Here is a 14,690-nt window from a genome sequence, read left to right on the forward strand (position 1 = left end):
ACATCCCTCGGGTCTGGGGTGGATCCTCTCTCACATCCCTTGGGTCTGGGGTGGATCCTCTCTCACATCCCTTGGGTTTGGGGTGGATCCTCTCTCACATCCCTCGGGTTTGGGGTGGATCCTCTCTCACATCCCTCGGGTTTGGGGTGGATCCTCTCTCACATCCCCTCGGGTTTGGGGTGGATCCTCTCTCACATCCCTCGGGTTTGGGGTGGATCCTCTCTCACATCCCTCGGGTTTGGGGTGGATCCTCTCTCACATCCCGTCGGTTGACGACGCCGGCTCGTAGCCTATGAGCCAGCGTAATCCGTGACGATCGACGACTTGGCCGTCTGATGCACCCCAGGGCTTCGGCTCCAGCGGGTCCAGAATCCGGCCGCCCATGGCGAGCTTGTCGAACCACTGGTGGAGGACTGGCGGTTCGGCTGCTCCCAGCAGAGAGAGCATGGCCCCTTCGATCTTGACGGACTCCTCGCCAGCCGCTGCGTCAGATCCGCTTAGGGAGACGACTCCGCTGAGGACTCCATGGGCGACCGCGTCCGGCGGCCCGTCGGTGCGTCCAAAGTCCTGGTACGAATGCAGGGAAAGTTCGCCTCCGAAGACCTCGGCGTAAAAGCCAAGAGCATCTCGTGCTGTGCCGGGAAAGCTGATGTATAGCTGGGGCGCTGTCATGAGCAAAGCTTACAAAAGCACCGGGGCAGGGGGATGTGAGAGAGGGTGGGGCTCAAGGGCGGGGGATGTGAGAGAGGGTGGGGCTCAAGGGCGGGGGATGTGAGAGAGGGTTGTGGCAGGCATCCGGCAGCGTGCGTCAAAGCGACGAAGGAGCAGCACGCAGAGGATGGCAGCCCCAACGCGGATGGCAGCCCCAACGCGGATGGCAGCCCAACGCGGATGGCAGCCCAACGCGGATGGCGGCCCCAACGCGGGAATAGACCTAGTCCTCGCTGCGGAGCTCGGGCTCTTTTTGCAGCCCGGTGAGGCCGTTCCAGGCCAGGTTCACCAAGTGGGCGGCAACGGCCCGCTTGTCCGGTGTGCGGCTGTCGAGCCACCACTGGCCCGTCATCGCCACCATACCGACGAGCATCTGCGCATACATCGCTCCGTCTGCCGCGCTGAATCCACGGCGCGCGAATTCGTCGGAGAGAAGATGTTCCACCCGGGCGGTGACGTGGGAGAGCAGTGTGGAGAAGGCGCCCTCGGGCTGTGAGGGCGGGGCGTCACGCATGAGGATGCGGAAGCCGTCGGTGCGGTCTTCGATGTAGCCAAGGAGTGCCAGGGCAGCGCGTTCAACCAGTACCCGAGGCTTGGCTTCGGTGCTGAGGGCCTCGGTGATGGAATCCAGGAGGATCCGGAATTCGGTCTCCACCACCTGGCGGTACAGGCCTTCCTTGGAGCCGAAGTGTTCGTAGATTACGGGCTTGGAGACTCCGGCGGAGGCGGCGATTTCCTCGATGGTGGTGCCGTCCAGTCCACGTGCCGCAAAGAGGGCGCGTCCGATGCCGATGAGCTGTGATTTGCGCTGCTGCCCGGTCATCCGTACACGCGCTGCCGGACCGCTGGCGGCGTGTTCTGCGGGCTCGGATGCGGCTGCCGGCCGGGGGAGTTCAGTGCGGTTGCTCACGTGACCATCATGCCCTAAATGCCTTCTGGAAGGGGTGCTGGGCGGGTCCTCCGGGGGCGGAACAGTGGGTCGTGGAGCGGGCGCAGGGCGGTCAAGTCGCGAAGCACGCATGGGTCATGGCAAACTAGATTCTTGTGTGTGCATCCCGGTGATCCGGGAAACCCTCCGGGCCGCAAGATCCGGGGGATGAATCATGCACGGTCCGCTCTGGTGTAATGGCAGCACCCCGGCCTTTGGAGCCGTGGAGTATAGGTTCGAATCCTATGGGCGGAACGGTCGGAAAATGCGCTCCTTCTCTGTACCTGTAGCGGCTCTCACGGTGCCTGGGTCCATTGTTGGATGGCAGCAATCCGAAGCCGGGTTACCCGGGACATACCGAGCAAGGAGAGCCAGTACGTGAGCCCCGAAACCATCGGTCCCGCAGCGGTGATCGTTTTGGCCGCAGGTGCCGGAACGCGCATGAAGTCGCGGACTCCCAAGATCCTTCACGAAATAGGCGGCCGCTCCATGGTGGGCCACGCTCTTCTCGCCGCGCGTGCCATTAATCCCCTGAAGCTGGCCCTGGTTGTCCGCCACGAGCGGGACCGCGTGGCTGAGCACGTCACGGCCTCGGATCCGGAAGCCCTCATTGTTGACCAGGACGACGTTCCGGGCACCGGCCGGGCAGTGGAAGTTGCCCTCAAGGCGCTCGACGCCGAAGCGGAGCTGACCGGCACCGTGGTGGTCACTTACGGCGACGTTCCCCTCCTGACCGGTGAATTGCTCGGAGAGCTTGTGGCAACGCACGAGGCCGAGGGCAACGCCGTCACGGTCCTCACAGCAGTCCTGGACGACGCAACCGGTTACGGCCGGATCCTGCGCGCCGAAAACGGGACAGTCACCGGCATTCGCGAGCACAAGGATGCCAGCGAAGCCGAGCGCACCATCCGCGAGGTCAACTCCGGCATCTACGCTTTCGACGCCGCCGTGCTGCGGACCGCCCTGGAGAAGGTCACCACGGACAACGCTCAGGGTGAGATGTACCTGACCGATGTCCTCGGCTTGGCGCGCGACGCAGGCGGCCGTGTTGCCGCCGTCGTCACTGAAGACCGTTGGCAGGTTGAGGGTGCCAACGACCGCATCCAGCTGTCCGCCCTTGCTGCCGAACACAACCGCCGCATCATCGAGTCCTGGATGCGTGCAGGCGTAACCGTGGTGGATCCCGCCACCACCTGGATCGATTCCACCGTCACACTGGACGAAGACGTCCGCTTGTTGCCCAACACCCAACTGCACGGTTCAACCACGGTGGCGCGGGACGCCGTCGTGGGTCCTGATACAACCCTGACCGACGTCAACGTTGGCGAGGGCGCCAAGGTGATCCGTACGCACGGCTCCGGTTCCACGATCGGTGCCAAGGCAAGCGTTGGACCGTTCACTTACCTCCGCCCGGGCACGGTCCTGGGCGAGACCGGCAAGATCGGCGCGTTCTATGAAACCAAGAACGTGACAATCGGCCGCGGCTCCAAGCTTTCCCACCTGGGCTACGCCGGTGACGCTGAGATCGGCGAAGACACCAACATCGGTTGCGGCAACATCACCGCCAATTATGACGGCGAGAAGAAGCACCGTACGGTGATCGGCTCGGGCGTCCGCACGGGTTCGAACACAGTCTTCGTAGCACCCGTAACAGTTGGCGACGGCGCGTACAGCGGCGCCGGGGCGGTCATTCGCAAGGATGTTCCCGCGGGAGCCCTGGCCCTCAGCCTGGCCGCACAGCGGAACGCCGAGGGCTGGGTAGCCGCCAACCGGCCGGGCACCGCCTCCGCGAAGCTGGCCGAAGCCGCGCAAGAACTGGCATCCACATCTTCACAATTCCCGGCAACCATAGAAGAAGGCAAACAGGCATGAGCGAAATTACCGCACACGGCGAGAAGAAACTGATTCTCGCCGCCGGAAGGGCGCATCCGGAGCTGGCGCAGGAAATCGCCAAGGAGCTGGAGACTGAGCTCCTGCCCATCGACGCCTACGACTTCGCAAACGGGGAAATCTACGTTCGTTCGGCCGAGAGCGTGCGAGGCACCGATGCCTTCGTCATCCAGGCCCACCCGGCTCCGCTGAACAACTGGCTCATGGAGCAGTTGATCATGATCGATTCCCTCAAGCGCGCCTCCGCCAAGAGGATCACGGTTGTCTCGCCGTTCTACCCGTACTCCCGCCAGGACAAGAAGGGCCGCGGCCGCGAGCCCATCTCCGCCCGCTTGGTTGCCGACCTGTACAAGACTGCCGGCGCAGACCGCATCATGTCTGTTGACCTGCACACCTCGCAGATCCAAGGCTTCTTCGACGGTCCCGTGGACCACCTGATGGCCATCCCGTTGCTGGCCGACTACATCCGCACCAAGGTGGAAGCCGACAACATCACCGTTGTTTCGCCCGACACCGGCCGCGTCCGCGTTGCCGAGCAGTGGGCTGAGCGCCTGGGCGGCGCCCCGCTCGCGTTCGTTCACAAGAGCCGCGATCTCACCGTCCCCAACCAGGCCGTCTCCAAGACCGTGGTTGGTCAGGTTGAAGGACGCACCTGCGTCCTCATCGACGACATGATCGACACCGGTGGAACCATCTCCGGTGCCGTCCAGGTCCTGAAAAACGCCGGCGCCAAGGATGTCATTATTGCTTGCACGCACGCGGTCTTCTCCGATCCCGCCGCACAGCGCCTCGCTGATTCCGGTGCCCGCGAAGTTGTGGTCACCAACACGCTGCCCATCCCGGCAGAGAAGCGTTTCCCGTCGCTGACGGTGTTGTCGATCGCACCGTTGATTGCGCGCGCGATTCGCGAAGTGTTCGACGACGGTTCGGTCACCAGCCTGTTCGACGGCAAAGCATAACGCCGGGCTGCTGAGTTTGAGCGGGCCATTCGCCACCTTCGGGTGCGCGGGTGGCCCGTTTTCATTGCCCGTTTTCAGAAAGAGCGCACACCGCTGCTAAACTCTTGGGGATACCTTGGCGAGGGAGAGCACATCCGGTTCGCATTTTGTGAACCAGGGTTGCGGGTCTCCGTTATCGACTGGGTCTGCATCTCCTTCAACACAGGCGGAACGGCTGCTCGGCGGCCGATCTCGGCCGGGCGTAGAAGGTCTCCAGACCTCCGCCCTTGCTGATAGACCAGCCCGGACTTTCCGGGTGCCACAGTAATCAAGGAGTACATATGTCTGAGCAGAAGCTCACCGCAGAACTGCGCACCGAATTCGGCAAGGGTTTCGCCCGCCGTGCACGCATGGCCGGCCAGATCCCGGCTGTCATCTACGGTCACGGCGCAGAGCCGATCCACATCAACCTGCCGGGCCGCGCCACCACGCTGGCAGTGCGCGTTTCCAACGCCCTCCTCGCAATCGACGTCGACGGCGAGCAGCACCTGACGCTCGTCAAGGACATCCAGCGCGATCCGGTAAAGCAGATCATCGAGCACGTTGACCTCCAGACCGTGAAGGCCGGCGAGAAGGTTACCGTCGACATCGCCATCCACGTTTCCGGTGAAGTTGCTCCGGGTGCTGTCGCCAGCCTCGAAGCCACCACGGTTTCCCTCGAAGCCGAGGCAACCCACGTTCCCACCGCCGTTGAGGTCACCATCGATGGCCTCAAGGCCGGCGAGAGCATCCACGCTTCGGACCTGGTCCTGCCGAAGGGTTCCACCCTGCTCACCGAAGGCGACACCCTGGTGGTCCGCATCGCTGAAGCCGCTGGTGCAGAAGAAGAAGAGAGCACCGAAGCTGCAGCCGAGTAGTCTTCTGACTGCTTGAGGCTTATGCCGTTGAGTGGCCGGGCACCCTTGGGGTCCCGGCCACTTTCTTCTTTGCCCCCAACAATCCCTGCTGATTAACCGAACGCTCCCTAGGATGAGACCATGACTGACACTTGGCTGATTGTCGGCCTCGGCAACCCCGGCAGTGAGTACAGCAACAATCGGCACAATGTTGGCCAGATGGTGCTGGATGAGCTGGCTTCCCGCATGGGCGGGAAGTTCAAGGTCCACAAGGCGCGCGCCCAGGTGGTGGAGGGCCGGCTCGGCATCGGGGGTCCCCGCGTGGTGCTGGCCAAACCCATGACGTACATGAATGTCTCCGGTGGACCGGTGGCCGGGCTGTGCAACTTCTTCGATATAGCGCCGGACCATGTCATAGCTGTCCACGATGAGATCGACATTCCTTTTAACACAGTCAAGCTAAAAATGGGTGGCGGTGAGGGCGGGCATAACGGCCTGCGGGACATCTCCAAAGCACTTGCCACCAAGGATTACCTGCGCGTCCGCGTAGGGGTGGGTCGGCCGCCAGGCCGGATGGAGACAGCCGACTATGTCCTCCGGGACTTCGCCACTGCGGAGAAGAAGGAACTGCCGTTCCTCCTGGACGAAGCGGCCGACGCCGTGGAGTTGCTCATGGACCAGGGCCTGCTCGCCGCGCAACAGAAACATCACCCTGCCAAAGCTTGAGCAAATCTTGAGGAAAGCCTGATCAAAGCCTGACGGTCCCAAGGACCTTAAGGCCTACACACAGTGGGCGCCCGACGGTAGTGTGCAAGTTACGCAAGTAAGCGGTGGGGGACTGTCGCGGATGTGTAGCTAAGGATGCAGATGTCGGCGGAGTTGCTAAACAGGAGCGGGGGAGGCGTAGCAAGGGCTGCGGCTCCCGATCTTGTGGGCGGCCCAACGGACCGTCAAACATGGTCTCTGTTGGCCCGGAGCCACGATTTGTCCAAGGCGGGTAAACATCTCGAATCTCCCGATTCCTACGGAGTGGTCCTCACCGGGGAGCGAGGAATCGGCAAGTCAGGCCTGGCAAGGGCGGTGGTGTCATCCCTCGGCCCCAAAGTCCATAGCCTTCAATTGCGTAATACCGTAGCCAGCGGTCAAACCCCTTACGGTTGCCTTGGTTTCCTTCTGGCCCGCTTGCCGTCCGGTGCCGTGGGTTCGCCCACCGGTATCCTGCACGCGGTCACCAACCTGATCAGGTCGGAAGCCGGTGGGCGGGACACTGTTTTCATCGTGGACAACGCCGGGGGTATGGACCCCATGAGCACAGGCGTGCTGCTGAACCTCATGGCTACCGGCACCGCGAAGGTCATCGCCACCGTCCAACGCGCCAGCGACCTCCCGGCGGATTTCCATCGGCTGGTCCTTGAAGGTGCGCTGGGCGAGGTGCATCTGAATACCCTCACTGAGGAACAAACCAAGCAAGTCCTGGGCTCGGTCCTTGGCCATTATGTTTCTTCAACATTGGTGGGTTCACTGCACTCCGCCGTAGGTGGAAACCCCATGCTCCTGCACGCGCTTCTTGAAGAGCAGCGGCACACGGGCAACCTGGTCCTCAACGACTCCGTCTGGACACTCCGTGACCGGATCAAACTGGAGGGCGCCACGGTAGTGGAGGACTTTGTCCGCTCCAGACTGGCGCGCGAAGCGCAGGCCAACAGGACCGTCGTCGAAATCCTTGCCTGCGCGCAGCGCGCAACACTGTTGGATCTTGCAGCCATCTTCGGTACCGAAGTGCTGGTGGAGATGGAAGAGTCGGCACTGCTGACCATTGAAAAAGGTGGCGACCACTGGGTCTCGCTCCGGGACCCGTACGTAGGGGAAGTAGTCCGTGGGTGGCTGAGCACCCGCCGCATGCGCGAGCTGCGGTTGATGCTCCATGGTCCCAAAGAGCCGGAACTTCAAGCCTTGGCACCGCGGGACCTCTTGAGCTATGCGGCGTGGATGCATGCCTGTGAGGACGAGCCCGCGCCGTCGCCGGCGCATGCACTTGCGGCAGGGCGGGCCGCGTTGGATGACTACGACCCCAACTTCGCTATTCAGTGCACCCTTTCATTGGACCCGAAGGACAGCGAATGGGTGCCAGGGCAGCGCCTGAAAGCTGCGGCCTACCTCATGCTGGACCTGCCGTTGCACGCGGCCCAGGCATTGGACGAGGTGTCCGAGTCTCACATCGAGGCTCTGGAGCCGTTGGAGTTCGCTGAGGTCATCGCAGCAAAATGCCAGGCAATGACGTGGATTGACGGTCGTTCCGGAATGGTGCCGGGAGTGATCGCCGCCGGTCTGGAGACGCTCGAGGCCAAAGCCGCGGACCATCCCGCACACGCCATGGCCCGGGCGCGAAACCGGCTCCGGCTTTGCGGCTACGAGTACAAAACCTATATGGGCGAGTACGCGGCAATGATTGACGCCTTGGAAGAGGAGCATGCCAAGGACCCGTCGGATGACCGCGAACACTGGCTTAAGTCCTCCTTCTTCCTCATCGAGGCCCGCTGCATGTTGGGCAGGGAGTTGGAGGCGCAACAACTCGCGCGGACCGTTTCGCGGCACTTGGGGGACACGGACCGCTCTTCGCAGTTGGAGGAATCCTTTGCCAGGCATGCATACTTGGTCCTCCTGTTGTCCGGGCAGTGGCGGAAGTGCATCGAACTCATGCGCCGAACCCCCTCCGGGTCGTCACGCCTTCAGTACCGGGGTGCGCTCACCGAACTCGGCGTGGGGCTCGCGTTCGCCTATGCGGGCAAGCCCGCCAGCGCAATCGAACCCCTGCGTTCGGCCGTGGCCCAACTGGAGCTCCGCCCGAGCATGAACATGAACAAGGTGGCCTACGCAGCCACCGCTTTTGCCTACGCTCAACTGGGCAACTCCGTGGAGGCCGGCCGATACCTGGACCTCTACAGAACCTGCAGGGGAGTGGGAACGTGCTTCTCCGAATCCGTTGCTGAGTTTTGTGCGGAGATGGCCGGACGGTGGATGGGTGACCCGGATGTGAAACAGCGGCTTCTGGCCCGGGTACGCAGCCACCTTGACCAGCAGCGCTTCACCACGGCCGGCATCTACCTTTTTGGCGCCACTGTGCAGGGAACGGACGAGGAATACCGGTTGTTGGAAGACATTGCCGCCCGTCGGCAGGGCCCATTGGCCAAGATCTCCGGCGACCTTGCGCGCGGCGCCCTGACCAAGAGCTCCCGATCCCTTTTGGCGGCCGCTGATGCCGCAGCATCCCTCGACTTGCTGGTGGTTGAAGCCCGGTGCGTGGCCATGGCACTTGATTACGCCAGGGAAGCCGGCGAAACAACAGCAGCCCGAACGGCGCAGCTCAGGCTTGAACGGCTGGAGCATTCCGTCCCTGCGTTACCCATCCAGCCACGCAGCGACGCGCCGGTACTGACCGAACGGGAACGCCAAATTGCTAAACTCGCCGGAAAGGGTGTCAGCAACCGTGAAATCGCGATGGATATTGGGGTGTCTGTGCGAACTGTAGAAGGTCATCTGTATCAAGTGTTCACCAAGCTCGGCGTATCGTCTCGGGGCGAGCTCAATGGGCTGCTATGAGGCAAGGCAAGGAACTTCCGTAGACCTGGCGTGGGTTGCCCATGCAGGCTGAGCACCTTGTAGGCCGGGACGCTGAACTGGAACTGGCCACGGAGATTCTGAGGCAGGAAGGCGCCGGGGCCGTACTTCTGGTTGCGGATCCCGGCATCGGTAAAACTGCTCTGGCCGCCGAAATCGCCGCCCGGCTGGCCGGGGAAATGGTGGTGATGCGCGTTCATGGCAGCCCCGCATTGTCCGCCGTTCCCTACGGCGTGCTGGCCCCGTATCTGCTGGACCTTCCGCTGGAGCAAGCAACATCGCCGGTAGCGATCCTCCGCGAGTTCTGGTCCCAGTTCGAGAAGCGGCGTGGAGGCGAAGGCGCGCGCCTGCTGTTGATCGTTGACGACGCCCACAACCTCGACGAAGGCAGCACGCAGATCCTGGCCGAGCTGGTCACTGCCGGATGGGCGCGGCTCGTAGCAACCAGCAGGCCCAGGCCCGGCCTGCCCGCGGCCTTGCTGCAACTCTGGTACGACGGACTCGCAGAGCGGCTGGAGCTGCATCCGCTGGATAAAGAAACCGTCACCGAGCTTGCGGAAAAGACCCTCGGCGGAACGGTCATGTTCAGCGCCGCCGAAGTCCTGCATTCAGTGTCCGAAGGCAACCCGCTGCTGCTGCACTGCCTCCTTGAAGACTCGAAGGCTGATGGAAACCTGGTCCGCCGGAACGGAGTGTGGCTGCTCACGCGTGCACTCTCCGGCAGCGGGGAAAGCTTGGCCGAGGTAGTCCGGAACAGGGTTCTCAGGACCAGCGAAGCTGAACGGGAGGCGATGTATGTCATTGCCTTATCCGAGCCCGTCCCTGCCGCCGTGCTGGACACGCAGGTAGGCAGGGACACCGTACGGGCATTGATGGACAGCCGGCTTGTCCTCTCCGCCAACGGACCCGGCGGGCCCCTGAAAATGTGGCACCCCATGTACAGCGAGGCACTCCGCAAGATCGTTTCACCGGCCCGCAGCCTCCAGATCCGCCAGCGCATGGTGCAGCAATTGCCCCCGGAGCCGTCCACGGCGGAGGGACTGCTCCGGATGGTGAGCTGGGCGCTGGACTGTGGTGCCGACGTCGATGATGAACGGCTGCTGCAGGCCGCATTCCTTGCCGCCAAACTGCTCCAGAACCCGTTGGCAATGGCGGCTGCGGGCAAGGTTCGCTCGGAGGCGCTGCGCGCGCGGGCACGCGCAGTCATGGCCTTGGTCAACTACAACGACGGCGACTACCGCGCTGCCGTGCGGCTGCTGGAGGAGGGTTCCGGGTTCCTGGACGCTGATCCTTTGGGGCCAGTGGGGGCGGGTCTCTTGTGGGCGGCTGCCAGATTTGCCCTGGGGGATTCGTCCGCCGACATCGCAGCTGCTGCCCGGACAGCCGCAACTGCCTTGATCCACGGTCAGCCTGCCAGCGACCCCGCTGTCCAACTGATCAGCAGGCATGCCCATGCCATTGGGCTGCGCGCATTGGCCCACGAGGGCAGCTTCGAAGATCTCCGAAAGGGCCTGGAGCGGTTTGCCGAAGCGCTCGGATCGGAGGGGCCCGATCTTGCCATGGACCGGATCTTCCTGCTTGCAATGCAGTGCGAGCTCCTGACCGTGGAGGGCCAGGCGGTGCAGGCGTTGGAAGCCGGCCGTGAAGCCTTGCTGGTGCTTGAAGAGCACCACAAGGACCTCCTGTACTTCAGCGACTTCGTTCTGCTGCGTTACACCTTGGCCGCTTTGGAAGCCGGAGATTGGGAAGCTGCTGAGTCTGCTCTCGACCGCCACGCCGCCGGTTCGGCCATGGGACTCATCTACTTGGGCGCAGGCATTGAAGTGCTCAAAGGCATGTCAATGCTGCGCCAAGGCCGTCTGGAGAAGGCCGCCGAGCTGCTGACGCCCGCCGTCGAAGCGCTACGGGTCAAAGATCCACTGCAACTGAGAAACCTCGGAAACGCCTTGGCGTTCTACGCCGCAGCAAAGTCCGGCAACGCAGTGCTTGCCCAACGGTTGGCGAGCGAGCGGGGGGAAGCTGCCGCCGGTGGTGCCTACGTGGAGGCCCTCGCGGAGCTGTTCAGGCTTGCCGGCGAGGAACTCGTCACCAAGGGCACAGGACTGCAGTCATTGCGTCGTCTACCGGAATCAGAAGACCTGCATCGGCTGCCAGGCATATTGATGCAGAACCTGGTCCTCAGGGCCGAGCTGGGTGACGTGCAGGCCATGGAGTCCATCCAGGAAACAGCGTCATCGATGGCCGGAGGCTGGGCAGGCGGCTGGCAGTCGCTCGCAGCGGCACAGTTGGGCGGCGAGGGCCAGGGATTCGTGAATGCGGGCAACCTCCTGGCAGCATCAGGAATGCCCGGACCGGCCGCGGTAGCGTTCGACAAAGCCGCTGTGACGTTTGATGCCGAAGGCAAACGCCCGGAGGCGCGGCAGGCAGCGGTTCTGCGCGATGTCAGCGAGGCCAGCTTGGGTGACGCCCTGGTTCATGATCCGCACACCGAGACGGACCGATCCGTGCCGCTGACCCGACGTGAGCAGGACATCGTGGCCTTGGCCGTCTCCGGACTGACCGACCGCCAGATTGCCGAGAAGCTCATGGTGTCGGTCCGGACCGTGGAAGGTCATTTGTATCGGAGCTACGCCAAACTGGGCATTCGCCGCCGTGAAGATCTGGGCGCTGCCGTCCGTCACTGACGCCCGCTCCTGAGTACCTGCTAAACGAGGGCCCAGCCCACCTATCCCCGGAATGCCGCGGAATATACCCATTCATTGGAGTAATGTGCGGGTAGTCGGCGCTGAAACCAAGTAGTGCCCCGTCCGGGGACTGAGTACAACAGAGTACCGGGGCATCAAAAGCGGCCCACTTTTCGAGTACCAACTACTGATGTACGGCATGTTGCGTCCCGGCAGTATTGATCTTGGAAGAACGGTTCAGCCCCAAGCATCACCGGGATTCCGAAAGTTGCACCACCCGCATCGGAGGTCTCTTGATCCGATGCTCCGGCCGCCGAAAGGTGGTCCGGCCCTGTACGAAGCCGGCGGCGACAGAGTCTTCTGAGACCGAGACTCTCCCCCCAGCCGCCGCCGGCTTCTAGGCCAGGGACCCCGCACATCGCGGAACCCAAAACCCCTCCCGCATCATGGGACTGCTGCTATTGGAGTGTGCATGTTGCCGGACCCCTGGCTGGACGAAGACACCGTCACAGCAGGTCTGAGGCCATCAACATTCCCGGACAGGGCGCAGCTGCTCGAACTCATCCTTTCCGCCGTTCCTTCGGCCTCCACCAGTGGCATCGTGGTGGTGGGGGAACGGGGATCCGGAAAGAGCCACCTTTTGCTCTCCATCAAAGCCGGCCTTCCCAACACCGTGGATGTCCGCACCTTCACCGGAAAGCCGGAACTCAAAGCCCTTCAGTTCGGGGCGTTGGGAGCCCTTTCCGGAGCTGAGGCGGACGAGCCGGTAGCGCCGGGCCTCCACGTTCTCCGGGCCCTTACCAGTACGCTGGGGCCAGCGGACTACCTGTACACACCACCAGTTGGACGACGGCGGAACAGGCGGCACGCTCAACCGGCACGGCCCCAGCTGGTCCTGTTGGTGGACGACATCCACTACATTGATCCGGCCTCGCTGGCGGTCCTGCTGCAACTCATCCCCGGCTTCGGCGCAACCCTGGTAGCCACGGCGGAAAGCCGCCACCCCCTCCCGCAGGACCTCTACCAGCTCTGGGAAGACGGCTTCCTGGAGCAGTACTTCCTGCCGCCCTTTACCTTCAGCGAGGCACACGCCCTGTGCGAGTCCATCTTGGGCGGGCATGTCCAGCGACGCGCCAGCAGCCTCCTGGCCGCCATGAGCGGCTTCAACGTAGGTTTGCTGTGCCTTGCAGTGAACGATGCCCGCCGCGCAGGCTTCCTGGCGCAAGTGGATGGTTTCTGGACCATCGATGTCAGGGCACACTGCCACTGGCCCGGCATCGTTGAACACATCCGGGCGGAAAACGCTGCGCGCTCGCCGGAAGAGCGGCAGGCACTGGAACTCATCGCGCTCGCAGAGCCCGTGGCGCTTGACGTGGTGGAGCGCCACTTCGGCCAGAAGGCCATGGAGCACCTTCTCGCGAACAACGACATCAGGATGCTTCCCGGCCTGCCCCCGCTGCTCCGGACCAGTTCCTGGCTGCGAGGAGAGGGAACCCGTCTGTCCGTACCGCGGTCCCGGAGCGTGGCGCTCAGACTCGGGGTGGAAGAACCTGGGCTGACCCCGGAGACTGCGCCCACCATGCTGCGATGGATGACGTGGACCCTCGACTGCGGCCTGACGCTCTCTGACGAGCTCCTCCTGGCTGCCGCTCCCGCCGCTGACAGGCCCTCCACTGCCGAACTTGCCCGAAGGGCCGCCTCAGCGGTGACGGGGGTGGATCACGCGGACGAGGCAAGGCTGCTCAGGGCGCGGGCGCTGATCGCCGAGGGCCAACTCCGGGAAGCAGCGCCGGAACTTCGGCAGTTGGCAACCGCGGGCGGGTCTTCTGGAGTGAAGGTGGACGCCACGCACCGGCTATTGGCTCTGGGGCTGCTGGGCGCGGTACCTCTTGAAGCGGACCCAGCCGGGCCGGGCCCAGCCGGGCCGGACCCAGCCGGGCCGGCGCCTGCCGACCGGGGCTCCGGGGAACCGACGGACCCTGCCGCACTGATCGCATGGAATGTGCGCGAAGCCGAGCGCCTGCTGCTCTCCGGGGCCGCGCCGGAAGCGCTGCTAAGGTCTTCTGCTGCGATGGAGGCCATCAGTGCCGACCAGGCCTTGGAGATCTTCATGCCGGGGACGCTGCTACGGCATGTGATGAGCCTCCGGTACAACCTCGCGTGGGGGCTGGTAGACCCGCTTTTGGACTGTCCCGCCGACTACACCATGCCGCCGCACCTTTCGGCATGCTTGGGTGTCGCCCGCGGTTACGCCCAGCTCAGCCAAGGCCTCCCGCGCGCTGCCCGCGCCACTTTGGAGCCCGCCCTTGCGGAACTGCACGACGCCGGCCTGCCGCCGGTACTCGCTCTGGCTGCGGCCCTGCTGGCCTACTCCGAGGCGCTGTGCGGGAACCCGCGTCAGGCGCTGTTGAGGGTCAGGCAGAGCTTGGCCGCGCAGGAAACCGCGCAGAACAATGTGAGCTCTGTTCCCGCCGGCCTCTTGCCGCAGCTCACTGCTGTATTTGTCGCCGCCGCGCAAGACCAGGCTTCGGGTACGTCACAACAGCTGGTGGCACTGGCGGCAAGGCTCCACTCCCAGGACAGCATCTTGATGGAGACGGAGGCGTTGTCCCTCCTGACACTCAACGCGAGCAGTGCCGCCGTCGACGATCTTGAGATACAGCGCCGCCTGGGCGCCCTGGCCGCGGCTGTTCACGGTCCGGCCGGGGCGGCGCTGGGGACGTTTGCCGCGGCTTTGGGGGACAACGACCCCAAGACCTTGGAGTCGGCGGGGCGGAGCCTGTCCGCAGACCGGCAGTTTGCCCATGCAGCCCTTTGCTATTCGCAGGCAGCCAGCGGCTACGAGGCAAGGACACGCGCCGCTGCGAGCCGCCGGGCCTCGGTGCTCGTCGAGCGGCTCCGGAGCGCCTTCGACAGCGGAATGGTTCCGCCGCTCGGATGGGTGCCGGGGAGGGCCGGGAGCTGACGTGCTGTACGGCACACCTGCGGGACCGCACGTCGAGGACCACCGTGGGATAATGAAGAG

At 64.0% G+C, this 14,690-nt stretch carries 9 protein-coding genes and 1 tRNA gene; 8 read left to right on the forward strand and 2 right to left on the reverse strand.

Annotated features, from left to right (window positions below; all coding sequences use genetic code 11):
* Positions 1-255 precede the first annotated feature (255 nt).
* A complete protein-coding gene (locus tag ARUE_RS06405; protein WP_014921136.1) occupies positions 256-672 on the reverse strand; it encodes a VOC family protein in 417 nt (138 codons plus the stop codon).
* 262 nt (positions 673-934) lie between these two features.
* Positions 935-1,534: a TetR/AcrR family transcriptional regulator gene (locus ARUE_RS06410; protein ID WP_014921137.1), complete on the reverse strand. Its 600-nt coding sequence runs from the start codon at positions 1,532-1,534 to the stop codon at positions 935-937.
* 288 nt (positions 1,535-1,822) lie between these two features.
* Between ARUE_RS06410 and ARUE_RS06415 the strand changes: the two genes are divergently transcribed.
* The 8 genes from ARUE_RS06415 to ARUE_RS06450 all read left to right on the forward strand — a co-directional run bounded on the left by ARUE_RS06415 (position 1,823) and on the right by ARUE_RS06450 (position 14,630).
* Positions 1,823-1,894 (forward strand) — tRNA-Gln (locus tag ARUE_RS06415).
* A 123-nt stretch (positions 1,895-2,017) separates the two neighbouring features.
* The gene (gene glmU / locus ARUE_RS06420; RefSeq protein WP_043469936.1) at positions 2,018-3,511 is read left to right on the forward strand and encodes a bifunctional UDP-N-acetylglucosamine diphosphorylase/glucosamine-1-phosphate N-acetyltransferase GlmU; all 1,494 of its coding nucleotides are present in this window, start codon (positions 2,018-2,020) and stop codon (positions 3,509-3,511) included.
* Positions 3,508-4,488, forward strand: coding sequence for a ribose-phosphate diphosphokinase (locus ARUE_RS06425; RefSeq protein WP_011774071.1), 981 nt, complete (start codon positions 3,508-3,510; stop codon positions 4,486-4,488). Before glmU ends, ARUE_RS06425 begins: the two co-directional genes overlap by 4 nt.
* A 320-nt stretch (positions 4,489-4,808) precedes the next feature.
* Positions 4,809-5,384 (forward strand): 50S ribosomal protein L25/general stress protein Ctc, encoded by a 576-nt coding sequence (locus ARUE_RS06430; protein WP_011774072.1) that lies wholly within the window; start codon positions 4,809-4,811, stop codon positions 5,382-5,384.
* 120 nt (positions 5,385-5,504) lie between these two features.
* Positions 5,505-6,089, forward strand: a complete 585-nt coding sequence (pth, locus tag ARUE_RS06435) for an aminoacyl-tRNA hydrolase (protein WP_011774073.1) — start codon at positions 5,505-5,507, stop codon at positions 6,087-6,089.
* A 141-nt stretch (positions 6,090-6,230) separates the two neighbouring features.
* Positions 6,231-8,963: a helix-turn-helix transcriptional regulator gene (locus ARUE_RS06440; RefSeq protein WP_043469938.1), complete on the forward strand. Its 2,733-nt coding sequence runs from the start codon at positions 6,231-6,233 to the stop codon at positions 8,961-8,963.
* Positions 8,964-9,004: 41 nt separating this feature from the next.
* The gene (locus tag ARUE_RS06445; RefSeq protein WP_014921141.1) at positions 9,005-11,665 is read left to right on the forward strand and encodes a helix-turn-helix transcriptional regulator; all 2,661 of its coding nucleotides are present in this window, start codon (positions 9,005-9,007) and stop codon (positions 11,663-11,665) included.
* Between the two features lie 472 nt (positions 11,666-12,137).
* Entirely contained in the window at positions 12,138-14,630 is a 2,493-nt protein-coding gene (locus ARUE_RS06450) for an ATP-binding protein (protein ID WP_014921142.1), read from the forward strand.
* Positions 14,631-14,690 lie beyond the last annotated feature (60 nt).

It is taken from the genome of Arthrobacter sp. Rue61a (genome assembly GCF_000294695.2).
Lineage (GTDB): Bacteria > Actinomycetota > Actinomycetes > Actinomycetales > Micrococcaceae > Arthrobacter > Arthrobacter aurescens_A.